Origin of the sequence: Sphingomonas sp. CFBP 8765 (assembly GCF_014841445.1) — a bacterium.
Lineage (GTDB): Bacteria > Pseudomonadota > Alphaproteobacteria > Sphingomonadales > Sphingomonadaceae > Sphingomonas > Sphingomonas aerolata.
This window is the reverse complement of sequence record NZ_JACYTY010000003.1, coordinates 1-23,397: the sequence shown is the minus strand read 5'-3', so window position 1 is coordinate 23,397 and position 23,397 is coordinate 1. Positions and strand designations below refer to the sequence as shown.

Genomic DNA, 23,397 nt, shown 5'->3' with positions numbered 1-23,397 from the left:
GGAAGGTCGTTCACTTGGTCACCGGTGCTTGCAGGCCCGGATGTCGGGCGTAGAGGAGCTTCTGCTGAAGGATCGTCAGGCAGTTCGACGTGATCCAGTAGACCTGAAGACCGACGGCGAACGGCGCCATCACGAACATCAGCACCCACGGCAGCAGCTTGAAGACCTGCTTCTGCGTGTCGTCCATCGGCGTCGGGTTCAGCTTGAACTGGAAGTACATGCTGATGCCGAGGATGATCGGGACGATGCCGATCGCGATCATGTGCGGCGGGGTGAACGGCAGCAGACCGAACAGGTTGAGCGGCGTCAGCGGATCGGGCGCGGACAGATCCTTGATCCATGCGACGAACGGCTGGTGACGCATTTCGATCGTCAGCATCAGCACCTTGTACAGCGCGTACATGATCGGGATCTGCAGCAGCGTCGGCGCGCAACCCGCGAGCGGGTTGACCTTCTCCGCCTTGTACAGCGCCATGACCTCCTGCTGCATGCGGACCTTGTCGTCCTTGTACTTCTCCTGCAGCGCCTTGGTCTTGGGCTGGACGGCGCGCATTGCGGCCATCGACTTGAACTGGCGCTGCGCGATCGGGAAGAGCAGGCCGCGGATCGTCACCGTCAGCAAAATGATCGCGACGCCGAAATTGCCGACCGTGCGGTACAGCCAGTCGAGATAATAGAAGATCGGCTTCTCGACGATCCGGAACCAGCCCCAGTCGATTGCATAATCGAGCTTGGCGACGCCGCCCGCCTGATCGGTATAGCGATCGAGCAGCCGGACCTCCTTCGCGCCCGCAAAGAAGCGCGACGTCTGGGTCACCGCTTGGCCGGGGGCGACGAGCTTGGGCTGCAGCGCGTAGTCCGCCTGATAGGCCTTGTTGGCGCCCGCGCGGAACTGGCCGTCAAACGCCTGGCCCTGGTCGGGAACGAGCGCGGTCAGCCAGTATTTGTCGGTGAAGCCAAGCCAGCCGCCGGTGGTCGAAAACTTCTGCGGAGCCTCGTCGATGTCCTTGTAGTTCGGACGGTAATGCGCGCCGCCATTGTCGACCGACATCGGCCCAACGTGGATCGTCATCGACGACGGATCCTTGGAGATGCCGACACGGTTGACGAGGCCATAGGTGGCAACGGGGACGGGCGCGGTGCCAGCGTTGAGCACGGTCTGGCGGACCGTGAACATGTAGTCGCCGTCGACCGCGATCTGGATGCGGAAGCGCTGGCCCGTGGCGTTGGTCGCATCGAGCGTGACCGGAGTCGTCGGCGTCAGCGTCGTCGCGCCCGACGCAGTCCAGACGGCGTCAGCGGCAGGCGGAGCAAGCCCCTGCGCGCGCCAGCCGAAGCTCGCGAAATAGGCGTCGGGTGCACCGGCCGGTGAAAGCAGACGGATCGGCGGAGAATCCTTCGCGACGGTTTCGTCATAGCCCTTGAGGACGAGATCATCGATCCGCGCACCCTTCAGGTTGATCGAGCCGGACACCCGCGGGGTTTCGATGCGGACGCGCGGCGTCTCGGCGATGACCGCGGCGCGATCGCGCACTGCGGCGGCCCCGTCGGCAGCCGGATCGGCGGCGGGGTTCGCGACGGGCTTGGTCTTGCCGCCTTCGATTTTCGTCACCGGTGGATTGGCCGTCGGGAAGAACTTGCCCTGGATCATCGGCCATCCGAACAGGATGAGCGCCGCGATAACCGCGAACAGCACGAAATTCTGCTTGTCGTCTTTCACAGGGCGGCGTCTTTCAATTTCTCAGGCTTCAGCTCTGGGACTGGGTCGGGTCCGTACCCGCCCCACGGATGGCAGCGCGCGATGCGCTTCGCCGCCAACCAGCCCCCCTTGCGCGCGCCATAGCGCCCAACGGCCTCGATTGCATAGGCGGAACAGGAAGGATCGTAGCGACAGCTCGACGGCAGGACCAGTGAAGGACCGAGTTGCCAGCCGCGCGCGACGAGGATGAGGAGGCGGGCTAGCACGAAGCGGCCGGGACCAGTGTAACCCAAAACTGTTTCCCCGCGAAGGCGAGGATCCAGACTGGACTCCCGCGTTTGCGGGAGAACACGAAGCGTGGCAAGATCGCGCCTTCGGCACCGCGCCACTCCAAACCGCGGACCACCCCGGCGTAGGCCGGGGCCCAGTTGGGGGGCGCTAATGACGAGTGGCTGCGGTGCATTAAAGGGGCTTTCCCACCTGGGCGCCGGCCTTCGCCGGGGTGGTGGTATCCACTGCAGCAGCAGCTGGTGCTTGCGGCGTGACCTTGCGGAACGCCTTGCCGAGCTCGGTCCGCAACAGCGCGTAATCACGCTCGATGCCGCCGTTGCGCCCGATCAGCACGTGATCGGCGCCAGCGACACCGCGTTCCGCCAACAGCTCACGCGCCAAAGCCCGCAACCGCCGTTTCATGCGGTTACGGACGACGGCGTTGCCAATCTTCTTGGTGACGGTGAAGCCGATTCGCATCGTCTCGTCACCGTCATCGCGGGCGCGCATGAGCAGGACGAATCCCGGCATCGGTGCGCGCTTCCCCGCATTCGCCGCGAGAAAATCGCGGCGTTTCGACATGATCGTCAGGCCAGCATCGCCGGCCGCGACGGTCAGGCCGACAGCTTCTTGCGACCGCGGGCGCGGCGGGCGTGGATCACTGCCCGGCCGCCGACCGTGGCCATCCGTGCGCGGAAGCCGTGACGGCGTGCACGTACCAGGTTGCTCGGCTGAAAGGTCCGCTTCATTGGTCATTCCCTAGGTCATCAAATAGAAAACGGCCGCCACGGGGACGGCCTTGATGGGTGGGCGCTTAGGCAAAGCGCGGTGACAAGTCAATTCACCCGCTCCGTCTTGGCCGAATCGATCGGCTGCGAAACCGCGGCGGCACGATCGCGCGCGTGCCGTCGCAACGCGCTGCGGCGGCGCATCATCCGGTCGACGAAATGGCCGCCCCGCGGCCAGCGGCGCTTGAGCCGGCCCCAGCGTCGCCGTGCCCGTGGCGAGTTGCGCAGTACCAGGACCATGCCGCCGGCAAACACGAAGACCCCCGCCGGCCCGGGCACCGGTGTCAGCAGAGGCGCGGCGAGGATCATCATCCCGCCGCACAGCAGCTGGACGAGGCGATAGGTCGAGGAGCGGACGGCGTTCACGCGAGGCATTTGGGACCGGTGTGTTAGGTTGGCAAGACGGCACCGTGCCGCCTGCCATTGCCCAAAGGCCAAATCCGGTATGAATAGGGCGTGACGGTGGCGATCCGCCATGACGAGCGACGCGGCGGGGGATTTTCATGGCGGCGATCGTGTCGACGGTGGCGTATCTCGGGCTGGAAGCGCGCGCGGTCGAAGTACAAGTCCAGCTGATTCCGGGACTTCCCGCGTTCAACCTCGTCGGACTGGCGGACAAGGCAGTAGGCGAGAGCCGCGAGCGGGTCCGCGGCGCGATCGCGGGGATGGGGCTGGCATTGCCGCCGAAACGGATCGCGGTGAACCTGTCGCCGGCTGATCTGCCGAAAGAAGGATCGCATTTCGATCTTCCTGTCGCGCTCGCATTGCTGGCGGCGATGGGGGTGATCGATGCCGAAATGCTTGCCGATTATGTCGTCGTCGGCGAGCTCGGCCTCGATGCGCGGATCACCGCGTCGCCCGGTGTCCTGCTCGCCGCGCTGCATGCGTCGAACGAGGGCAAGGGGCTGATCTGCCCGGCCTCGCAAGGATCGGAAGCGGCCTGGGCCGGGTCGATCGAGGTGGTTGCCGCGCCCGACCTGCTCGCGCTGATCACCCATTTCAAAGGCCATGGCCTGCTGCGCGCGCCCCAGCCTGGCGAGGTCGATGTCGCGCCGGCCGGGCCTGACCTTGCGCAGGTTCGCGGGCAGGAGACCGCCAAGCGCGCACTGGAGGTCGCTGCGGCGGGTGGGCACAATCTGCTGATGTGTGGTCCGCCGGGGTCGGGCAAATCGCTGATGGCGGCGTGCCTGCCGGGGATCCTGCCGCCACTCGACCCCGCCGAGGCGCTTGAAGTGTCGATGGTCCAGTCGGTCGCGGGCAGGTTGTCGGGGGGACGGCTGACCCGGACTCGGCCGTTCCGCAGCCCGCATCATTCGGCGTCGATGGCTGCGCTAACCGGGGGAGGGCTGAAGGTGAAGCCCGGGGAGGTCAGCCTGGCGCATCTGGGTGTGCTGTTCCTCGACGAATTGCCCGACTTCCAGCGGGCGGTGCTCGATTCTCTGCGCCAGCCGCTCGAGACGGGAACGATCAGCGTCGCGCGCGCCAATGCGCATGTGACCTTCCCTGCGCGCGTCCAGCTGATCGCGGCGATGAATCCGTGTCGTTGCGGCCATCTCGGTGATGCCGGCCTTGCCTGTGCGCGGGCACCGCGCTGTGCCGCGGACTATCAGGCGAAGGTGTCCGGGCCGCTGCTCGACCGAATCGACCTGCACATCGACGTGGCAGCGGTCACGGCGGCAGATCTCGTCCTGCCCCAGGCCGGCGAGGGATCGGCAGCGGTGGCGGCGCGGGTGGCCGCCGCCCGCAGGGTACAGACGGAGCGCTATCGCGACCATCCCGTGCGGACGAATGCCGAGGCGGACGGCCCGTTGCTTGAATCGGTCGCTACCCCCGATGCGCCGGGACAGCGTCTGCTCGTACAGGCGGCAGAGGCGATGCGGCTGACCGCGCGGGGTTATACCAGAATACTGCGCGTCGCGCGAACGATTGCGGATCTGGCCGGCGCCGATCACGTGGCGCGTCTCCATGTCGCGGAAGCGCTGAGCTATCGCCGCCGTCCGCCAACCAATTGACTCATGTTTGTACATCTACAAGATACTTGATCCATGATAATAAAACAGTACTACTCATTCTGTTAATTGTTGTAGATTAACAATGACCTCACCGAGTTTGGAGTGAGGTGGCGTCGCGCCGGTCCTCATGCCCGTCCGGCCCCGATAGAGCGCGGTAAGGAGCGACAGTGACATTTATCGACCCCGCCCCATTCCGGGCTGCAGCGGACGCGATTGCACCAGTCGAGACGGCGACCCGTGTGACGTGCGGTGCCTGTGGCACCGGCAGCATGCTCCCGTTCGATTTCACGATGGCGTTCCAGCCGATCGTCAACATCGCGACGGAGCGGGTCTGGGCCTATGAAGCGCTGGTTCGCGGCACCGACGGTGCGGGCGCGGGGGCGATCCTCGACAGGGTGTCGGGGGACATGATCTACGGGTTCGATCAGGCTTGCCGTGTGCGCGCGGTGGAGATGGCTGGCGCGCTGTTCACGCCGGGCGAGGACGTGAAGCTGTCGATCAATTTCATGCCGAACGCGGTCTATGAACCCAATGCCTGTATCCGGGCGACGCTGGGGGCAGCGGCGCGGGTCGGCTTCGACAAGCGCAACCTGATGTTCGAATTCACCGAGAACGAACGCATGCGCGACGTGCCGCATGTACGGCGGATCATCGAGGCGTACCGTGCGCAAGGGTTCGTGACCGCGATCGACGATTTCGGCGCGGGCTATGCGGGGCTGGGGCTGCTCGCCGAACTCAATCCCGATGTCATCAAGATCGACATGGCGTTGATCCGCGGGATCGACGGGTCCGCCGTGAAGCGGTCGATCGTCGCTGCGGTAATCGCATTGTGCGATGAACTTGGCATCATCCCGATCGCCGAGGGGATCGAGACTTCGGGCGAACTGGCGGCGTTGCGCGCGCTCGGGGTACGGTTGTGCCAGGGCTACCTGATCGCGCGTCCCGCGATTGCGCGCCTTCCGGTCCCCTTCGCGGATGCCGCAGAGGTGGTCCACGCCTGACGGTCCGGTGCGGCCCGGGCGCGGTACCGGGCTGCGCCGATCCGCGTCGCCGCGGCGATGTCGTGACCGCCGGCGGAACGTCGCTGCGCACGGCGGGTTTAGCCGGCGTAACGATCAATATGATCCAGGGGGATTTGCGGTGACCATCTCGGATGTCCGTGCGACGCAACTCGCACGTCTCGGCTTCGCCGCGCGCGGGCTGGTTTATTGTCTGGTGGCCTGGTTTGCGGTCGATGCCGCAATGCGCGGCGGGACGATCGCCGACAATCAGGGTGCGATCGGATCGCTGGCGGACGAGCAGCTAGGCGCCGTCCTGCTGGCCGTCATTGCCGCGGGTCTGCTCGGCTATGCGGTGTGGCGGCTGACCGAAGCGATCGCCGATCCGGAGCAGATCATGCGCGACGCCAAGGGCGCCTTGACCCGGATCGGGCACGTCGTCAGCGGGATCGCTCACCTCATCCTTGCCTGGAGTGCGGCACGTCTCGCCTGGCAACCACGGACTGGCGGCGGCGGGCAGTCCCCGGGTGACGAGAGCGCCCGCGACTGGACAGGCTGGCTGCTTTCGGTGCCGTTCGGCCGCGTGCTGGTTGCCTTAGTCGCAATCGGCATCCTCACCGCGGCTGTGATGCAGGCGAAGAAGGCCTGGAAGGGCGATTTCGTCAAGGACCTGCACAATGACGGCTCGCTGCCTTCCTATGTCTGCACGATGGGGCGGCTGGGATATGGAGCCCGCGCGGTCGTCTTCACGATCATCGCGGGCTTTTTCGCGGTCGCGGCATGGCAGGCGCATGCGACCGAAGCCGGCGGCATGGCGGACGCGCTGGCGATGCTGCAGGACCAGCCGGGGGGCAAATGGTTGTTGGCCGCGACGGGCGTCGGGCTGGGATTGTTCGGCGTCTACAGCTTTGTCGAAGCGCGCTTTCGCCGCGTTCAGGTTCGTCTGCCGGGCTGAAGATCGCGGCCTAAGGCGCGGGAATAGCGTGCGATCTCATTCGTTCGCTTGTGCACGTGACACATCGCGGGCAGGTTATGCCGATGAAACGCCTCCTGCCGCTGCTGCTGCTCACCGTCTCGGCCACTCCCGCCGCCATCGCCGCTGATCCACGGCCGCCCATCCTGTCGCCGGACCGGATCAAGGCGGACGTCAAGACACTGAGCGCGGATGCATTCCACGGGCGCGGGCCTACCCAAGCGGGTGAGGCAGTCACGCTCGAATTCCTCGAGCGACGCTTCAAGCAACTCGGGCTGAAACCCATTGCCGGCGCCAGCTATCGCCAGCGTGTGCCCCTGCTGCGCTGGACCCGCGATGCCGCAACCTTCACGCTGCATCTCGGCGATCAGTCGGTGCCATTACGGCCGGGGATCGAGATCGCGGCATCGTCGCGGATCGTCGGCACGACCGCGCTCGATCATGGCGATATCGTTTTTGTCGGCTATGGCGTGGTCGAACCGAAGCTCGGCTATAATCCGTATCGCGGCGTCGATGTGCGCGGCAAGATCGTCGTCGCCCTGGCCGGCGATCCCGATGTCGAGGCGGGACGCGACTTGGGATTTGGGGGACGGGCCTCAAGTCCGGCCGCACGGACCAAGCTCAGCGAGGCGCAGAAGCGCGGCGCAGCGGCGTTCCTGACGATCCACGAGACGTTTCCGGCCAGCTATCCCTGGCTACAGATCGCGAACGGCGACGCGGTACCGGGCTATGCGCTCGACACCGGGACGGTGCCTGCGGCGTTCGGACTGCGCGGCAACCTGCGCAACGACATCGGAATCCGTCTGCTGCGGCAGGCGGGGCTGGGTTATGCCGCGGCGAAGGCTGCCGCACAGCGCGCCGATTTCGCTGCGATCATATTGAAGGGTGCGACCCTGTCGGCGCGTGTTCAAACGCGGATGGAACATGTCGCGAGCCACAATGTCGTCGGCGTTCTTCCGGGCACCGATCCCGCGGCGGGCAGCATTCTCTATGGCGCGCATTGGGATGCCTATGGGGAGAACGCGTTCGATCCGCCCGCGGACCGGATCCGCAACGGCGCGATCGACAACGGGACCGGCACCGCGACGCTGCTCGAGATCGCGCACGCTTATGCGGGCGCCGCCCGGCCGCGGCGTTCGGTCGTGTTCGCGCTGTGGACTGCGGAAGAGAAGGGGCTGCTTGGTGCAAGCTGGTACGCCGACCACCCGGTCCTGCCGCTCGCGACGACCGCGGCACAGTTCAATCTCGACCCGCATGTCGTGCTGGGGCGAACCCGCGATCTCGAACTGATCGGCGTCGGGCGAACGCCGATGGAGCGTGACCTCACGCGGGTTGCGGCGGCGCAGGGGCTGCGGATCGTGCCCGAGGAGAATACCGAGGCGGGCTGGTATTACCGCTCGGACCATTATGCGCTGGCGCAGAAGGGCGTGCCGGGAGTGTATTTCCGCGCGGGCCGCGATCTGGTGACGGGCGGGGCGAAGGCGGGCGAGGCGATGCGCGATCGGTTCAACGCACGATGCTATCACCAGACCTGCGACGAATTCGATGCACGCTGGGACATGACCGGCGCCGCGCAGGAGGGCAGCGTCGCCTATGCGCTAGGCCGCGAGGTCGCCGAGGGGACGGCATGGCCGGTCTGGAACGCGTCCGAGCCGTTCGCAGCGGAGCGCGACACAACTCGGGCGGCGCGCAAATGACGGGCACGGCCGCGCCCAGGCCGAAGGGGGCGTTGCGCCCTGCGATATTCGGCGAGGCGGCGGGAAATATCGCGTCGTCCGGGCTTTATTCAGGCTAGGGCGATATTGCCCGTGCGACGCAGGATGCGATCGCTATAGGGACGCTATGCAAAGCCTTTCAAAGACAAAGACGAACGCCCCCTGGTTCGGCACGATGCTGAGCGGTGCCGCGGTGGTGGCCCTGTTGCTCCCGGTCGACGCCGTTTCGGCCCGAGCGGCGCAGGAGCAGCTGGTGCCGCCGCAACTGTTCCAGACCCAGCCGCAAAGGCCCGTCGCCCCATCGAACCCGCCGGCCAGCCAGCCTGCGCTTCCGGCGCAGGCGATGACGCCGCGCATGGCGGTGCCGCCAGTGGTGCCTACCGTTCGTATGCCGGTGCTGTCCGTTGCCCAGGTCAAGCAGCTGCAGAAGCTGCTAGCGTCGGACACGATGGGGCAGGGGCTTGCGTTCGCGCGGCCGTCGCTTGTGCTCGACGTCGACAACGACACATTGGTTCGCGAAGCGCTGGACCACGCCCGCGCGGTGCATGCCGGGCGCTTGTCCGAAGCCGACTTCCAGCGGGACTGGGGCATGCGCCCGCCCGCCTTCGATCCGCTGCCGGGCTTTGCCGATGCGGTGAAGCGTGACCGGATCGCCGCGTGGTTCGCCGCGTTGCCGCCGCCCTATTCAGGGTATGACGGGCTCAAGGCCGGGCTCGAGCGCTATCGCGCGATCGCGGCGGCGGGCGGTTGGTCGGTGCTGGCGAGTGGGCCGGACATGACGATCGGCGCGACGGGCCCACGCGTGACCGCGCTGCGCCAGCGCCTCGCGGTCGAGGACAAGGACGTATCGGCCGGCGGCGACCGGTTCGACGCCGCGCTGCTCGAGGGGGTACGTCGCGCGCAGCGGCGCTACGGGCTCAACCCGAGCGGGATCGTGTCGGGGCAGACGCTGGGCGCGCTGAACGTCTCGGCGACCGATCGCGTCCGCCAGATCATGGCGAACATGGAACGCTGGCGCTGGCTGCCGCAGGAACTGCCCAAGGATCGCATTCAGGTGAATATCGCCGCCGCGGTCCTGACGGTATTCGACGGCGACCGGCCGATCACGTCGATGCGCGCGGTCACCGGGCGACCGGGTGACGAGACGCCGATGCTGACCTCGACGATTCACAGCGTCGTGATCAATCCGCCCTGGAACGTCCCGACCTCGATCGCGACACGCGAGCTCTGGCCGAAGGAAAAGGCCAATCCGGGATACCTGAAGCGCAACGGCTTCAAGGTGATCGGCGGCACGCGGCTGCAGCAGGCCGCTGGTACGCAGAGCGCGCTGGGGCGGTACAAGTTCGATTTCGACAATCCCTATTCGGTGTATCTGCACGACACCCCGTCACGCGCGAAGTTTGCGAGCTTCAGCCGTCTGGCGAGTCATGGGTGCGTCCGGCTCGAAAAGCCCGCCGAGCTTGCCAACCTCCTGCTGGCGGGTGATCCGCAATGGACCCCCGAGACGGTCGCGGCGACGGTCGATAAGGGCGCTACGGTGCGGGCGCGGCTTAGCAAGCCCGTATCGGTCTATCTCCTCTATTGGACGGCATTCGCCAGTGGTAACGGCCAGATGAACTTCCGCGCGGATCCCTATAGCTGGGATTCGACACTGGCCTCCAAGATCGAGGCACGGTCGGCGGCGCAGGCGATGGCAGCACGATGAGGGACATGACCATGACGACGAAGGCATATGCGATCCGCTTCGCGCTCGGCGCGAGCCTGTTGGCGACCGCGCTCGGCGGCTGTTCCCCGTCCGAGCCGGACACCGCACCCGTGACCGAAAACAGCGCGTATGAGGACGAGGCCCCCGCCGAGGCCGAGGCGCCGGCGGTGGTCGAGGAAGCGCCTGCGCCCGCCCCTGCAGAGGTGAAAGCCGAGGCCCCGCCCGCTCCGGAAATCGGGCCGGACGTTCAGATGCAGGACGATGCCGATGCGACCGGCATGACTGCGCGCGTCCGCCGCGACGGCAGCATCGCGAGCGAACCCGCCGATGACGTGCCCGCCACGAACGAGATGGAGCCGCAGTGAGGCCGATGCCGACCGGCGCCTATCAGCGCCGTATCCCGGCCGTGCTGGCGGCGCTGGCCACGCTGGTTCTGCCCATGTCGTCTGCGGTATCGACGGCGTCGCCCGCCGGCGTGGCGAGCCGCGCCGCGCCGGTTCCGCTGGCGGCGATTCCCGGGACGGCAATGGCGGTTCCGGCTTTGGCGGAACCGGTGCTCGCCGCGCCATCGCCGGCGGCGGCGCGGACGGTGTCGGCCATCCTGATCGATGCGCGCGATGGCCGGGTATTATATGCGCAAGGGGCCAATCTGGTCCGTCGACCCGCGTCGCTGACCAAGATGATGACGTTGTTCCTGGCGTTCGACGCGCTCGACGCGAACAAGCTGCAGCTGTCCGACACCGTCAAATTCTCGCGGGCCGCGGCGAACCAGCCGCCGTCACGGCTCGGTCTGCGACCCGGTGCCGGGCTGACCGTCGGCGAAGCCATCCGGGCGATCGCGGTGAGTTCGGCCAATGACGTGGCGGTAGCGCTTTCCGAAAAACTGGGTGGCAGCGAAGCCGGCTTCGCGCGGCGGATGACCGCAAAGGCGCGGACGCTCGGCATGCGGCGGACGTCGTTCACCAACGTCACCGGATTGCCCGGCGCCAATCTCACGACCGCGACCGACATGGCCATGTTGTCCAAGGCACTGATCGACCAGCATGCGGATCGCTATGCCTATTTCAGCACCCGGTCGTTTCGCTGGGCTGGACGGCAGTTGCAGAACCACAATCACATGCTCGGCGCCTTTGACGGGCTCGACGGCATCAAGACCGGCTATACGGTCGAGGCGGGGTTCAATCTGGCGGCATCGGCCAAGCGCGGCAACCGCCGACTGATCGCCGTCGTCCTGGGAGAGCGAACCGCGCGCTCACGCGATCGGCTCGTCGCACAGATTCTCGAGCGCGGGTTCAACGGCGGCGAGGGCGCCCCGAGCTAATCTGTTGCGGCTCAAGCCAGGGCACCCCGTACGCCACGGCGCACGGGGTGCCTGATTGGCGCGGGGGCGTCAGGTGCGTTCGATCAACTCGATCTCGGCCTCGACCTCGATCTCTTCATCTTCGCCGCCGTGCGTGCCGTCATCCTCTGGGATGATCAGGTCGACGGTCCAGTCATAGACCTTCTCGCGGTTTTCGCCCTGTACCCAGACGCGCACAGCGCCCTTGGTGATTTCTCCACCCATCTGCCCGACGAAGTCGGAGATGAGCGTCTCGGCGGCATCCTCGTGATCGGTCGCGCCGGAGATGCACGCGGACTGCATCTCCTCTTCGAAGTCGATCAACTGTGCCCAATATTGTTTCGCCATGTGTCGGTCCTGTTCGTGGGGCGCTGCGTGCGCCGGGGTCAGCGTGCGATACCGCCCGCCGGGGTCGAGACCGGAGCGATTTGCCCCGACGCGGGCAGCAAGGCCAGCGCCGTCTTGTAGCAATCCTCGATATGCGCGTTGCCGACCAGCTTCATCGCCCCGAAGCTGATCGTGGCGGCAAAGGCTGAACCGACGAACGGTACATATTTGGCAAGCGATCCCGCCGCGACCCGCGCACCGACGCGCCGCAGCAGCGCCGCTACGACCCGCTTGGTGACCATGCGCCCGATCACGTTATTGCCCATGCTCGACGCCATCACCAGAACCTGCTGCGCGAGATGCGGCTCGAGCTTTTGCACCTGCTCGTGATCGAGCTGGAACATTTCGCTGATCTTCGGCAGCAGGGTCGTCAACAGGCCGACATCCGCGACCAGGTCGACGCCCGGAATCGGTACGACTGCGGCGCCCGCCGACATCAAGGATCGCCGGGTGACAAGCGACCGGCTTTCGGCGCGGACCCGCTCCAGATCTTCGAGCCGTGTAATCATCGATGTCGATCTTTCCAAATGGTTGAATTGCGGCGCGATACCACACGCTTTGAAACTGCGCGACGTCGCCTGTTCGCTGCCGGATGCAGGCTGCCGTGCCGGGCCGGTGCGGAGATATAACCAACTTGGCATATTCAATTGACCGGTTGAGGTGGATGTCGGACTATAGGATCGCATTTGGGGCCGTCGGCACGCACGACTGACGGGGCGGTGCGCGAAGTCACATCGACGCGCGCCTCGACGTTCCGGGGAGGGAGCAAGCCGTGGATTTCTCGGATTTCGAGCCGCATGCCGGTGGCGGGGTGACTGCGGAGGAACGCGCGGTGCGGCTCGGCCCAAGCCTGTCGGGCACCAATCTCGAACGGGCCGGCGACTATAACCAGCGCGTCGTGCTTCAGGTGATCCGTCGAAACCCGGACATCACCCGGACCGAGATCGCGACGATGACCAACCTCACCGCGCCAACGATCGCGAATATCACCGGGCGCCTGTTCGAGGCCGATCTCATCGTCGATGCCGGGCGCCGCAAGGGCGGACGCGGCCAGCCGGCGGTGCGATTGCGGATCAACCCCGATGGATGCTTTGCGATCGGGCTGAACATCGACCGTGATCACGTCACGCTCGTATCGCTCGATCTGGCGGGGCAGGTCCGGTCCCGGTTCACACAGCAGATCGCGTTCGCGATGCCCGACGACATCATTGGTATCGTCGGCAAGGAGATCGCGGAAATCCGGCGATCGGACGTGCTGCGCGCCGATCGCATCCTCGGCGTCGGCGTGGCACTGCCCGACGATCTGGGGCAGGTGGCGTTGCCGCATCGTCCGGCGGGCTATGAATGCTGGGGTGCTGTCGACCTCCAGGCGCTGCTCGCCGGTGTCGTTCCCTGGTCGGTCCATATCGATAATGACGCGGCGGCGGCGGCGATCGGCGAGGCGCAGTTCGGTGGCGGGCTCGACCATGCGAGCTTCTTCTACATTCTGGTCAGCGCAGGGCTTGGGGGCGGGGTCGTCATCGACGGATCCTATTATCGCGGCGCCGACGCCCGCAGCGGGGAGCTCGGCTTTCTGCCGCTGGCGGGCATGCCGGGACAGGTGCTTCAGGACGTGGTGTCCTTGTCCGCGCTCGCCGCGCGGCTTGAACAGGCTGGCTTGACCACGCCGTTCGACCCGGCGCTGGACGTTGCCGAACAGTTCGGCGCGACACTTGATGCATGGGTCGACGAGTGCGCGAGCGCGCTCGTGCCCGCGTTGACCGCCGTCAACTGCCTGATCAATCCGGCCGCGGTGCTGATCGGCGGACGCCTGCCCGATACGGTGCTAGACCGACTGGCGTCGGAAACGACGCGCAAGCTGATCGCGGCGGCGCCGACGATCCCGGCCCGTGCACCGATCCGGCGCGCCACACTATCGCGCGATGCGCCCGCCGTGGGCGCTGCGATCCTGCCGTTTCTCGACCGGATCCTGCCGTCGGACGCCATCCTGATTAAGGGCTGATTGTTAAAGCAAATTGACTTTATCTTTCTCGCGGGCAGGGTGCCTCCAAACCAAAGTCAGAGAGAGATGCAGTGATCCAGATCGGTATCGATGTCGGCGGCACGAAGATCGAGGCAGCGGCCCTTGACGCCGACGGCCAGTTCCTCGCCCGCGTGCGCAGCCCGAACCCGGGAAATTACGACGACGCCATCGGGACGATCGGCGAGCTGATCGCTCGCGCCGAGAGCGAGGCGGGCGCCATGGGCTCGATCGGGGTCGGTACGCCCGGATCGATCAGTCCGCGCGACGGGCTGATGCGCAACTCGAACGCCACCTTCCTCAACGGCCGCGCCTTTCGCGAGGATCTGGAGACTGCGCTGGGCCGTCAGGTCCGGATGGCCAATGACGCGAATTGCATGGCACTGTCCGAAGCGGTCGATGGTGCGGCAGCGGGAGCGCGGTCCGCCTTTGCGGTGATCGTCGGGACCGGCGTCGGAGGCGGGCTGGTCGTCGACGGGCACATCGTCGAGGGCGCGAACGGCATGGGCGGCGAATGGGGCCATGTCCCGCTTCCGTGGATGACCGCGGCGGAATATCCCGGTCCGTCATGCTGGTGCGGACAAAACGGGTGTCTCGACATGCTGATATCGGGGACCGGTTTCCGGCAGGACCATGCCGCGCGGTCGGGGAAGATGCTCGACGGCGCCGCGATCGTCGAGGCCGCGCGACACGGCGAAGCCGACGCGGTCGCATCGCTCGACACCTATGTCGATCGGCTCGGACGCGCGCTGGCGATGATCGCCAATATCGTCGACCCGGACGTCTTCGTGTTCGGCGGCGGCATGTCGAATGTCGAGGCGATCTACGCCCGGCTTCCCGCGGTGATCGATCGCTACAGCTTCGGTGGCGACTGGAAGGGGCAGGTGGTGCCGGCCCGTTGGGGTGATTCCTCGGGCGTGCGCGGCGCAGCGCGGTTGTGGCCGCGCTGAGCCTCCTGCGTCGGAGCCCGCGAGGCGCCTAGCCGGCTGACCGGCGGTGGGCCGTCATCCGGCTAGGGTGCGGTTAAATAGAGCGATGACCGCGTTCAGCGTCTGGGCGAACAGGGCGGGATCATAGCGTGGTCCCTCGTCACGCAAAAACGCGTGCTGGCCGTTGACCTCTAGCCAGCCATAAGTGGCACCGACCGCCTCCAGTCGCGCGCGGATCGTCTCGCGCGCGGCAAACGGGACATGCGGGTCCTGCCGCCCCCAGATGAACAGCGTTTCCGCCTTCAGCTCTGCCATGCGCGCCAGACTATCATCCTGCTTGCCCGCACCGAGCGTTCCGCCGTGGATGTCGGTCGCGTAGAAGCATGCAGCCGCTGCAACGCGGGGATCGAGTGCGGCGCGATAGGCGAGATGTCCCCCCAGGCAGACGCCCATCGTCGCAAGCCGCCCGGTACAGGCGGGATGCGCAGCAAGGCCGTCGAGCGCTGCGACCGCATCCGCGTCGAAGGCGTGAACCGGTTTCGTGACCTTCAGCGCGTTGCCGCGATCGGTGCCGGCCACGTCGTAGCGCAGCACCGTCCCGGGTCGCTCATACTCATGATAGACCTCGGGCACCGCGACGCAAAAGCCGTGACCGGCGACATAGGCAGCAAGCCGGCGGATCGGGTCCGTAACCTGGTAGATCTCCGAGAACAGCAGAACCCCGGGATAGCGCCCCTCGACCGCGGGACGGAACAGGTGCGTGCGCATGACGCCGCCTGGTGACGGCATGGCATCATCCGAAGGAGTGCCGCTGGCGATCCGAGGGATATCGATGAATTCGTCGCTGCGGATGATCATGGGGTAGGGGGCTGTCCTGCGGGGGAATGGGGAATGGTCAGCACGCTTTGTGCGCCGACCGGCTCGGCGCTTCTGACGTCGAAGCTGCCACCGAGCTGGCGCGCTAGCGTAGTGGCGATCTTCAGGCCGAGACTCGTCGAGCCGCGCGTGTCGAATCCCTCGGGCAGTCCGGCGCCGTCGTCGGTCACGCAAAGCTGCAACCCGGTGGCGGTCTGGACGAGATCGACCCGGATGCTGCCATGATCGCGTCCCACCAGCCCATGCTCGATCGCGTTGGCGATCGCCTCCGCCATGATCAGCGCAACGGGGATCAGCGCGTCGGGGGGGAGCATGACGCCGGGCGGCGCGGAAACCGAGTGGACGATACCGGGATTGCCGCCCGCCTCGATCACGTCGGCAGTCAGTTGGTGCAGGAACTGGTCGAGCGCGATCAGCGATCCGCTGGTATCGTAGAGCTGCCGCTGGATCCGGCCGATCAGCGTGATCTTGGTCGCTGCATTGTCGAGCGCGAGAGCCGCGGCGGGGTCGGCGATACCGCGCTTCTGCAACGCCAGGACGGCCCCGATCATCTGGAGGTTATTCGATACGCGGTGCTGCAATTCGCGGAACAGCACCTCTGTCCGATCAGCCAGCAGCCCGCTGCGCAGCGCAAGGTCGGCGTTGCGTTCGCGCTCGTCGCGCAGCTGGTGATTGGCCTGCTGCATCCAGTGGACCAGCGCGATGTCGACGGCAGCAACAGCAGCATAGAAGAGCAGTGCCACCGCGGTATCGACGCCGAGTGTGAACCCTTGGCGTGGCGCGATGAAATAATACCAGGCCAGCACACCGCACAGCAGCGCAGCCGCCGAACCGGGACCGCGCCCGAGCAGGAAGGACGAGATGATGACCGCCGGGAAGAAGGTCAGGAACGGAAAACCGGGCGGCAGCAGGTGATCGACGCCGATCCGGATCGCGCAGGCAGCGATGGAGAGGGCGACCGCAACGCCGTACGCGATGGCGCGGCGATCCCATAGCAGCGGCAGACGTTCGAGGAAACGGAGTGGGGTGGCGGTCACACGGGTGTCGTAACAGTGTAGCCCGCCGCTTCCAAATCTTGGATGCGGCGGGTGACACTCTGCGCGGCGATCAACGGGGTTTGACGAACTTGAGCGTCATCCGGTCGCTTTCGCCGATCGCGGCATAGCGCGCGCGGCCAACATCGCCCTCGGCGTAATTGGGCGGCAGGGTCCACACGCCCTTGGGATAGTCATGCGTATCCTTCGGGTTCGCATTCACCGCGCTCTCGCCTGCCAGCTTGAATCCTGCCTTGGTGGCATAGGCGATGACCGAAGACCGCTTCATATAGCCGCTCTTGCCTTCCTCGATCTTGCCCGACGCTTCGGGCAGATGGTGTTCGACAAGGCCAAGCGTGCCGCCGGGCTTGAGCATCGCGAACATCTGGTCGAACGCGGCCTGGGTCTGATCGGCGGCCCCGAACCGCCAGTTGTGCACGTTGCGGAAGGTCAGCACGACGTCCGCCGAGCCTGCGGGAACGGTCGGCTGGCCAGCGACTGCCGGGAACATGGCATAGCGCAGCGCGCGATAGGCTTCGGGCATCGCCTGGCGCTTGGCCCGGACAGCTGCGAGACCCTTCTCGCTCGGCGCAGCGGCATAAAGCGTGCCGCGGGCCGCGAGATAGGGCGCAAGGATCTCGGTATACCAGCCGCCGCTGGGCCAGATCTCGACGACCGTGTCACCAGGCTTCACACCGAAAAACGCCAGCGTCTGGGCGGGGTGGCGGAAAGCGTCGCGCTCGATCGTCGCGGGCGTTCGCGTCCCGGCTTTGGTCGCCGCGACGAGAGCGGCGCTCGGCGCGGGATCGGGTGCGGCATACGCCGCTGTGGCGGCCGACAGGCCGGCAGCGATAACCAAGGCAAGGCGCGTCATAGGACCTCCAGTCAGAAGCCAGCAACATAGCGCCCTAATCTGACGGGCCGCAACCCGCCTACAGTCTCGGTTTCCCCTGACCATTTGCGAGAGCTCGCAGCGGCCAGCTGATAAGGTTTGAAGTAAAGATGCGCCGGGCCGACGAGACTTTCGCCGGCCCGGCCTCGGCATCAGTCCGCGCGGGGCTGAGCCGGCGTGAACCCGCCATCCTCGTCCATCACGCGTAGAATGCCGTCGTCGATCGCAAACACCGCGCCGCGGATCTCGAGATCGCCGGCAGCCTCTGCATCGCGGACGAACGGGAAGGTCCGCAGATTTTCAATCGACGTCCGAACGGCAGCCTGCTCCATCGCCTCGCGAGCCTCTTCAGACTTCAGATCGGCATGATCCTTGGCGACGGACTCGCGTGCGCCATCGAGCAGATGCACCCAGTCACTGATGAAGCCACCCTGGCCGCGCTCTGCCTTGTCGAACGTGCCTGCGAGCGCCGCCTTGCAGCCGCCGCACTGGCCATGGCCGAGTACGACGATCTCGCCGACCTTGAGCTGCGTGACCGCAAATTCCACCGCGGCAGAAACGCCGTGATAGCCGCCGCCCGTCTCGAACGGCGGAACGAGGTTGGCGACGTTGCGGACGACGAACATCTCACCAGGCAACGTGTCGAAGATCTGCGCGGGTTCGACCCGGCTGTCCGAACAGGCGATCACCATGACGCGCGGTTCCTGTCCGACTTTCAATTTCTCCCAACGGTCATGCTGGCGGCGCCAGTCGGACGTCCGAAACCGCTGGTATCCATCTACAAGATCGGCAAAATCAGTCATTGTGTATCGTCTCCCGGGATACGGCCAAAACGGCCAATTTCAGAAACCCCTTGTCATGCGAGCGGTTCCCCGGGAAGCCCGCAACACTGCCGATCCTGCGATAGGGCGAGCGATCTGCCCCGCGAGTGGCGCAGGTACGGGGGAATCGTAGGCACGCCCCCCGCACGGAGGAATTGCGCGACCATGGGGTTGGTCAGGCCCTATGCCATGGGCAGGGGCTCCGGCGCCATGGACAGGGCGCTGCCGCGCGCAGCATTGCGCTACGAGGATATTTTGCGCTCGCCTGATCAGCGCTTTCGCTGGGGCTGGTAGCGACACCCGCCGCGCACAAACCGCATGGCTCAGTGGACGCCGCAAACATCCTATATTGGTACGGAGTGTTGCCCTTATTCGGGGTTCGCCAACGGATACCTCGCGAGCCTAAGCGAGTATTAGATCCGCTGCGGTCGATCTTGGCGTCAGTTGCCGGGGTCATGATGCGCTAGCGCCTGTCAGTAAGCGTGGGCGAGTCCCTCGACGGGCAAAGGAATGTGTCTTCGGCTCGCGACTGACACCATCTTCCGAAACGTGGAGTATCTTGGCAAATTGATGCGCTGACGCGTCTTGCCTTGTCGAACGGACTTGGCCCGGGTCTCGCTGGGGTCAGGTCCGCAGCCACGAGGCAACCGCCGGACTGGAATGCGTCCCTCCCAGAATTGGTGATAAAAAGGTAATTTTCGCATTAGATTCGGAAAATGAATTTGATATAGGTAGCGGCGCCTAGACATCGACCTGGCTACCAAAAGAATACCGGGCGATTCGCGGGATTTACGGGTGCAGGCATGGGCTGCATCGGGATGGCGCGATGGCGCCTATGAAAAGGGGCTTTGACCAATGGTTTTTCCTAAGCAGATGTTGCTCGCATCCACCGGCGTGGTCGCCAGCGCGATCGCCGGGCTGATCGCGCCTGCGGGTGCACAGACCGCGCCGTCGTCGGCCCCGCCAGCCGCCGCCGAGCAGCCCGCATCCGCGCAGACACCCCCCACGCAGGCCGCCCCCTCGGGAGACGCGGACAGCGACATCGTCGTCACCGGTATCCGCGGCAGCCTGCGCAGCGCGATCGCGGTCAAGCGCGAGGCCAATGCCGTGGTCGACGTGATTAGCGCCGAAGCGATCGGCAAGTTTCCCGACCGCAACGTCGCTGAATCGCTGTCGCACATCCCGGGCGTGAGCATCGATCGGCGCTTCGGCGAGGGCGAGAAGGTCGCCATCCTTGGTACCGATCCCGCGCTGAACCGGATGCTGCTCGACGGTCATGCGCTCGCGTCGGCGGATTGGGGCGGCAACGACAATGACCCGTCGAGCCGCACCTTCAACTATTCGTTGCTCGCGCCCGAACTCGTCGACCGGCTGGAGGTGTACAAGTCGCCCGAGCCGCGGATCGAGGAGGGTAGCCTTGGCGGCACCGTCATCGTCCGCACCCGCCGGCCGCTCGAGCTCAAGGCCAATTCGATTTTCGCGTCGGGCGGCTATTCGTACAACGACCGTTCGGACAAGGGCAATGTCCGCGGCTCGGGGCTGTACAGCTGGAAAAACGATGCGGAGACGTTCGGTGTGTTGGTCGCCGCGACCTATGACAAGCAGAGCCTGACGCGCGCCGGCGTGGAATTCTTCGGCTATGACAATGCCGCGGCGAATGCGGACGGCACCTATAACAGCCCGTTCGTCAACCGCGCGCAGGACGGCACGCTCAGCCTGAAGAGCCCGGGTGCGACCATCACCGGCGGAACAATTGCGGATCTCTACAAGGCCGCTTCGCCGTTCGGCATCAACTATGCCTATTTCCAGCAGACGCGCGAGCGCAAGAGCGTGTCCGGCACCGTGCAGTACCGCCCCAGCTCGGAGCTGACGCTGACGCTCAACGGCCTGCACATCAACGGCAATTACGACAATTACAGCCAGTCGATGTACACCATTCCCGGGGCCTGGACGGGTAACGTGCTGCAGTCGGCCAATATCAGCAACGGGGTCGTCAACGCCGCGACCTTCGGTGCTGCCACGAGCCAGAGCGCGCAGCTCGACACGCTCGTCCGCAAGACCAAGCTGACCACCGATAATCTGAACCTGTTCGCGGATTGGGAAGGCGATGACGGCGCCAAGGTGTCGTTCGCGGGTGGCTGGAGCCGGGCGAGGGGCGGGCGCAATCCCGAATATCTGTTCAACGTGCAGACCAGACTGCCGTTCAGCTATGCCTTCACCAACGATACGGCGACGGTCAACTTCACCGGCGACCCGACCAACCCTGCAAACTACTTCACCAACCCGAACAACAATCCCGCACAGATCGAGGGCAGCCCGGTGCTGGTCGGCGGCGCGCAGTTGAACGCCGCGCAGATCGGCGGACTCGATTATAGCGTGACGACCGATCGCGACATCTTCGGCGGCTATGATGCGACGATCCCGGTTTCGTTCGGGCCGTTCACGCAGCTGATGCTCGGCGCGCGCGTCACCGACCATGTCAACCGCATCGACGGCCGCGGCATCAACACCTATCTCACCACGTCCCAGCTCGCATCGCAGCTCAACGTGCCGACTGCGTCGACCCCGGACGGCACATTCAGCGGCAGCGGCGGGTTGGGCAACGCGACTCAGTATCTGAACCTGTCCGAACAGTCGGTGATCGACATCCTGGCGAATGCGATCAATTCGCCGCTGATCCGCAAGATCGGCGCGTCAACCCGGGTCAAGGAAACCGTCGCGGCGAGCTATGCGCAGCTCAATTTCGAGCAGAGCGGCTTTCGCGGCAATATCGGCGGCCGGCTGGTCTATACCAAGGACGTGTCGGACTATGCGCTGACGCTGTCGACCGCGGCCAACCCCAACCCCGTGCCGACCCCGACGACGACATCGACCGACTATCTGAAGTTCCTGCCGAGTTTCAATATTGCCTATGAGGCGAGTTCGTCGCTTATCTTCCGCGGTGCGGTCGCCAAGGTGATCTCGCGGCCACGCTATCAGGATCTGGCGGCATCGATCTCGCAAAACGATACGACGCGCGATGCGGGTGGCGGCAATCCCAATCTGAAGCCGTATGAGTCGACCAATTACGAGCTGACCGCGGAATTCTACCCGCGTCCGGGCAGCCTGCTCGCGGTCGAGGCCTTCCGTCGCGACATCAGCAACTACATCATCACGACCCGGACCGAGGGGGTGACGCTGTTCAATTCGCTGACCGGGCGGCTGGAGAACAATTACAGCGTTTCGCAGCCGATCAACGGCGGCAAGGCGAAGGTGAACGGGATCCTCGTTTCCGGGCAGAGCGAGATCTGGGGCGGGTTCGGGCTCCAAGCGAATTATACCTATCAGGACAGCACGACCTCCTCGACCGACGCGTCGGGCGCCGATCTCAACCTTCCCTATCTGTCGAAGCACACCGTCAACGTGATCCCCTATTTCGAAAGCGGACCGTTCCAGGCGCGGTTGAGCTACAATTACCGGACGAAGTATTTCCGCACGATTGGCCGTCTCGGCTCGCGCGAAATGGTCGCCGCGTATAACCAGCTCGATCTGTCGGCAGGGTTCAATCTGACCAAGCAGGTCACGCTGTCGCTCAACGCGCAGAACCTGCTCGACGAGACCTATCGCCAGTATAACGCGACGCCCGATCGGCCCACGGCCTTCTACAAGAACGGGCGGACCTATGTCGCGTCGCTGTCCTTCCGGCTGTAGGTCTGGCGGCCGCTAGATAGGCCGCGCCTAGTCTCGCTCGCCCGGAGACCGCCTGTCTGCAGACGGCTCTGTGGCGAGCGGGCGTTCATGGCTTAACGGGGTGGCGTGGCGCGCCGGAGCGGCAACCCCGCCTTTGCTGGACCTCTATGAAGAAGCCGACCGCCACCCGGGTCGCTATTTAGCCAAGGGCCGCACGATCGCCGGACGTGCCAGGCTCTTTGGACAGTTGGAGATAGGCGGGGTCGAACGCGGCCAGATCGACCAGCGCCGGCCAGTCGTGGATCGTCAGGCGTCGGGCCTCGAGCGACAGCAAGCCGTCACGGCGCAGCTCTTGAAGCGCACGATTGGTGTGGATGGACGTCAGCGCACAGGCATCCCCCAGATGAAACTGGGTCAACGGCAGCGCACAGCTGCCGTCCTGCACCAGCCCAACCCGGTCCATTCGCAGATATAGCTCGCACAACAGATGTGCGATTCGCTGTTTGGCACTGCGTTGCCCGACATTGAGCGTCCAGGCGCGCTGGATCGCGGCGGCGGTCAGCGATTCCCACCACAGGGCCTGCGTCAGGGGCGGGTGGTCGATGGCAAGCACGGCTAGCATCGGGGCATCGACCACCGCAACGCGTGCAGGGGTGATCGCGGCGATCGTCTGGTCCATCCCCGCCAGCAGGAAGACGTCGAAGTCACAGACATCGCCCGGGAGATAAAAGGCGACGATCCGACGGCGCCCATCGACGAGCATCGTGTAGCGGCACGCCCAGCCGTCAAGCAGGACATGGATCCCGCTTGGCTGCATCCCCCGGTCGAGCAACACCGTCCGACCGGAAATCGGCCCGGCCTTGGCCGCAAGCAACGTGTTAAGCGCGACCTCCTCCGCAGTCGACAGGGGATGCCGGTCGCGCAGCTTCTGGACGAGCTTGTCCGCCGCGGGACTCCGCGTCGCAAAAGACGTGCGTGGGCCTGAGGTGCTGCCGGGGCGATGTTCGGATAAGACGCTGGTCATCAAGCAGGAACGAGAACGCCTCTGCGGTGGATGACCGGGGAAGGGTGTGATGCGCTCGGCTCACCGTTCGAATCGCTCGACTTATGGAATATCCTGATCCCGCTCAGTGGCAACGCAGCTGGATCGCGTCGTTCCTGCGGCCGGGATCGTACGATTATCGCCAACCCTGTTCCGCGCCGTCGGGGGCGCAGAACGCGCCAGTTCGCAAAAATTGCCATAAAAGTGAAATTTGCGTTTGACGGGATT

Annotated in this window: 23 protein-coding genes; 11 read left to right on the top strand and 12 right to left on the bottom strand. The window is 65.7% G+C overall.

Going from position 1 to position 23,397, the window contains the following annotated elements:
- Window positions 1-10: 10 nt before the first annotated feature.
- The 5 genes from yidC to IFT87_RS08595 all read right to left on the bottom strand — a co-directional run bounded on the left by yidC (window position 11) and on the right by IFT87_RS08595 (window position 3,123).
- Window positions 11-1,720 carry a membrane protein insertase YidC gene (gene yidC / locus IFT87_RS08615; protein WP_031441665.1) on the bottom strand — a complete coding sequence of 570 codons (1,710 nt, stop codon included), beginning with the start codon at window positions 1,718-1,720 and terminating at the stop codon, window positions 11-13.
- Window positions 1,717-1,965 (bottom strand): membrane protein insertion efficiency factor YidD, encoded by a 249-nt coding sequence (gene yidD, locus IFT87_RS08610; protein WP_081874402.1) that lies wholly within the window; start codon window positions 1,963-1,965, stop codon window positions 1,717-1,719. The genes yidC and yidD overlap by 4 nt, the downstream gene beginning before the upstream one ends.
- A 196-nt stretch (window positions 1,966-2,161) precedes the next feature.
- Window positions 2,162-2,500: a ribonuclease P protein component gene (gene rnpA, locus IFT87_RS08605; RefSeq protein ID WP_249403285.1), complete on the bottom strand. Its 339-nt coding sequence runs from the start codon at window positions 2,498-2,500 to the stop codon at window positions 2,162-2,164.
- Window positions 2,501-2,583: 83 nt separating this feature from the next.
- A complete protein-coding gene (gene rpmH / locus IFT87_RS08600; protein WP_031393806.1) occupies window positions 2,584-2,718 on the bottom strand; it encodes a 50S ribosomal protein L34 in 135 nt (44 codons plus the stop codon).
- Between the two features lie 87 nt (window positions 2,719-2,805).
- The gene (locus tag IFT87_RS08595; RefSeq protein ID WP_235188444.1) at window positions 2,806-3,123 is read right to left on the bottom strand and encodes a hypothetical protein; all 318 of its coding nucleotides are present in this window, start codon (window positions 3,121-3,123) and stop codon (window positions 2,806-2,808) included.
- Window positions 3,124-3,260: 137 nt separating this feature from the next.
- Here IFT87_RS08595 and IFT87_RS08590 point away from each other — a divergent pair, with 137 nt between their 5' ends.
- The 7 genes from IFT87_RS08590 (at window position 3,261) to IFT87_RS08560 (ending at window position 11,481) form a co-directional block, all read left to right on the top strand.
- Complete coding sequence (locus tag IFT87_RS08590) at window positions 3,261-4,769, top strand: YifB family Mg chelatase-like AAA ATPase (RefSeq protein WP_192008222.1); 1,509 nt, start codon at window positions 3,261-3,263, stop codon at window positions 4,767-4,769.
- A gap of 167 nt (window positions 4,770-4,936) precedes the next feature.
- Entirely contained in the window at window positions 4,937-5,770 is an 834-nt protein-coding gene (locus tag IFT87_RS08585) for an EAL domain-containing protein (protein ID WP_342211144.1), read from the top strand.
- A 139-nt stretch (window positions 5,771-5,909) separates the two neighbouring features.
- A complete protein-coding gene (locus tag IFT87_RS08580; RefSeq protein WP_192008221.1) occupies window positions 5,910-6,722 on the top strand; it encodes a DUF1206 domain-containing protein in 813 nt (270 codons plus the stop codon).
- A gap of 83 nt (window positions 6,723-6,805) precedes the next feature.
- Entirely contained in the window at window positions 6,806-8,437 is a 1,632-nt protein-coding gene (locus IFT87_RS08575; protein ID WP_037533334.1) for a M28 family peptidase, read from the top strand.
- A gap of 145 nt (window positions 8,438-8,582) precedes the next feature.
- Window positions 8,583-10,160 (top strand): L,D-transpeptidase family protein, encoded by a 1,578-nt coding sequence (locus IFT87_RS08570; RefSeq protein WP_249403283.1) that lies wholly within the window; start codon window positions 8,583-8,585, stop codon window positions 10,158-10,160.
- 11 nt (window positions 10,161-10,171) lie between these two features.
- Window positions 10,172-10,525 carry a hypothetical protein gene (locus tag IFT87_RS08565; RefSeq protein ID WP_084215397.1) on the top strand — a complete coding sequence of 118 codons (354 nt, stop codon included), beginning with the start codon at window positions 10,172-10,174 and terminating at the stop codon, window positions 10,523-10,525.
- A 5-nt stretch (window positions 10,526-10,530) separates the two neighbouring features.
- Window positions 10,531-11,481, top strand: coding sequence for a D-alanyl-D-alanine carboxypeptidase family protein (locus IFT87_RS08560; RefSeq protein WP_244649069.1), 951 nt, complete (start codon window positions 10,531-10,533; stop codon window positions 11,479-11,481).
- A 69-nt stretch (window positions 11,482-11,550) separates the two neighbouring features.
- Here IFT87_RS08560 and IFT87_RS08555 read toward each other — a convergent pair whose 3' ends face one another.
- Together IFT87_RS08555 and IFT87_RS08550 are read right to left on the bottom strand one after the other, a co-directional pair.
- On the bottom strand, window positions 11,551-11,847 hold the full coding sequence (locus IFT87_RS08555) for a hypothetical protein (RefSeq protein ID WP_031393817.1): 297 nt from the start codon (window positions 11,845-11,847) through the stop codon (window positions 11,551-11,553).
- Window positions 11,848-11,885: 38 nt separating this feature from the next.
- The gene (locus tag IFT87_RS08550) at window positions 11,886-12,395 is read right to left on the bottom strand and encodes a DUF697 domain-containing protein (protein WP_052149412.1); all 510 of its coding nucleotides are present in this window, start codon (window positions 12,393-12,395) and stop codon (window positions 11,886-11,888) included.
- Window positions 12,396-12,658: 263 nt separating this feature from the next.
- On the opposite strand from IFT87_RS08550, the gene IFT87_RS08545 reads away from it, so the two are divergent.
- Window positions 12,659-13,888 (top strand): ROK family transcriptional regulator, encoded by a 1,230-nt coding sequence (locus IFT87_RS08545; protein WP_042466987.1) that lies wholly within the window; start codon window positions 12,659-12,661, stop codon window positions 13,886-13,888.
- A gap of 71 nt (window positions 13,889-13,959) precedes the next feature.
- Window positions 13,960-14,856 carry an ROK family protein gene (locus tag IFT87_RS08540; RefSeq protein WP_031440373.1) on the top strand — a complete coding sequence of 299 codons (897 nt, stop codon included), beginning with the start codon at window positions 13,960-13,962 and terminating at the stop codon, window positions 14,854-14,856.
- Window positions 14,857-14,910: 54 nt separating this feature from the next.
- On the opposite strand, the gene IFT87_RS08535 is transcribed toward IFT87_RS08540, so the two are convergent.
- The 4 genes from IFT87_RS08535 to IFT87_RS08520 all read right to left on the bottom strand — a co-directional run bounded on the left by IFT87_RS08535 (window position 14,911) and on the right by IFT87_RS08520 (window position 18,440).
- The gene (locus IFT87_RS08535; RefSeq protein WP_249403282.1) at window positions 14,911-15,603 is read right to left on the bottom strand and encodes a dienelactone hydrolase family protein; all 693 of its coding nucleotides are present in this window, start codon (window positions 15,601-15,603) and stop codon (window positions 14,911-14,913) included.
- Between the two features lie 86 nt (window positions 15,604-15,689).
- Window positions 15,690-16,748 (bottom strand): sensor histidine kinase, encoded by a 1,059-nt coding sequence (locus IFT87_RS08530; RefSeq protein WP_037533299.1) that lies wholly within the window; start codon window positions 16,746-16,748, stop codon window positions 15,690-15,692.
- Between the two features lie 70 nt (window positions 16,749-16,818).
- Window positions 16,819-17,619 carry a class I SAM-dependent methyltransferase gene (locus tag IFT87_RS08525; protein WP_192008219.1) on the bottom strand — a complete coding sequence of 267 codons (801 nt, stop codon included), beginning with the start codon at window positions 17,617-17,619 and terminating at the stop codon, window positions 16,819-16,821.
- 170 nt (window positions 17,620-17,789) lie between these two features.
- The gene (locus IFT87_RS08520) at window positions 17,790-18,440 is read right to left on the bottom strand and encodes a carbonic anhydrase (protein WP_031394264.1); all 651 of its coding nucleotides are present in this window, start codon (window positions 18,438-18,440) and stop codon (window positions 17,790-17,792) included.
- Window positions 18,441-19,313: 873 nt separating this feature from the next.
- On the opposite strand from IFT87_RS08520, the gene IFT87_RS08515 reads away from it, so the two are divergent.
- Window positions 19,314-22,148 (top strand): TonB-dependent receptor, encoded by a 2,835-nt coding sequence (locus IFT87_RS08515; RefSeq protein WP_249403281.1) that lies wholly within the window; start codon window positions 19,314-19,316, stop codon window positions 22,146-22,148.
- Window positions 22,149-22,326: 178 nt separating this feature from the next.
- Here the strand turns inward: IFT87_RS08515 and IFT87_RS08510 are convergent, their stop codons facing one another.
- Window positions 22,327-23,151 carry a Crp/Fnr family transcriptional regulator gene (locus tag IFT87_RS08510; protein ID WP_052149411.1) on the bottom strand — a complete coding sequence of 275 codons (825 nt, stop codon included), beginning with the start codon at window positions 23,149-23,151 and terminating at the stop codon, window positions 22,327-22,329.
- Between the two features lie 30 nt (window positions 23,152-23,181).
- Between IFT87_RS08510 and IFT87_RS20195 the strand changes: the two genes are divergently transcribed.
- On the top strand, window positions 23,182-23,397 hold a 216-nt coding region (locus tag IFT87_RS20195; RefSeq protein WP_206757226.1), incomplete at its 3' end, for a hypothetical protein.

Bases quoted from the DNA above. Each gene is read 5' to 3' on its own strand.
- rnpA (WP_249403285.1), bottom strand. From the start codon at position 2,500: ATGCCGGGATTCGTCCTGCTCATGCGCGCCCGCGATGACGGTGACGAG.
- rpmH (WP_031393806.1), bottom strand. From the start codon at position 2,718: ATGAAGCGGACCTTTCAGCCGAGCAACCTGGTACGTGCACGCCGTCAC.
- IFT87_RS08590 (WP_192008222.1), top strand. From the start codon at position 3,261: ATGGCGGCGATCGTGTCGACGGTGGCGTATCTCGGGCTGGAAGCGCGC.
- IFT87_RS08575 (WP_037533334.1), top strand. From the start codon at position 6,806: ATGAAACGCCTCCTGCCGCTGCTGCTGCTCACCGTCTCGGCCACTCCC.
- IFT87_RS08570 (WP_249403283.1), top strand. From the start codon at position 8,583: ATGCAAAGCCTTTCAAAGACAAAGACGAACGCCCCCTGGTTCGGCACG.
- IFT87_RS08565 (WP_084215397.1), top strand. From the start codon at position 10,172: ATGACGACGAAGGCATATGCGATCCGCTTCGCGCTCGGCGCGAGCCTG.
- IFT87_RS08560 (WP_244649069.1), top strand. From the start codon at position 10,531: ATGCCGACCGGCGCCTATCAGCGCCGTATCCCGGCCGTGCTGGCGGCG.
- IFT87_RS08555 (WP_031393817.1), bottom strand. From the start codon at position 11,847: ATGGCGAAACAATATTGGGCACAGTTGATCGACTTCGAAGAGGAGATG.
- IFT87_RS08550 (WP_052149412.1), bottom strand. From the start codon at position 12,395: ATGATTACACGGCTCGAAGATCTGGAGCGGGTCCGCGCCGAAAGCCGG.
- IFT87_RS08535 (WP_249403282.1), bottom strand. From the start codon at position 15,603: ATGCGCACGCACCTGTTCCGTCCCGCGGTCGAGGGGCGCTATCCCGGG.
- IFT87_RS08525 (WP_192008219.1), bottom strand. From the start codon at position 17,619: ATGACGCGCCTTGCCTTGGTTATCGCTGCCGGCCTGTCGGCCGCCACA.
- IFT87_RS08520 (WP_031394264.1), bottom strand. From the start codon at position 18,440: ATGACTGATTTTGCCGATCTTGTAGATGGATACCAGCGGTTTCGGACG.
- IFT87_RS08515 (WP_249403281.1), top strand. From the start codon at position 19,314: ATGGTTTTTCCTAAGCAGATGTTGCTCGCATCCACCGGCGTGGTCGCC.
- IFT87_RS08510 (WP_052149411.1), bottom strand. From the start codon at position 23,151: ATGACCAGCGTCTTATCCGAACATCGCCCCGGCAGCACCTCAGGCCCA.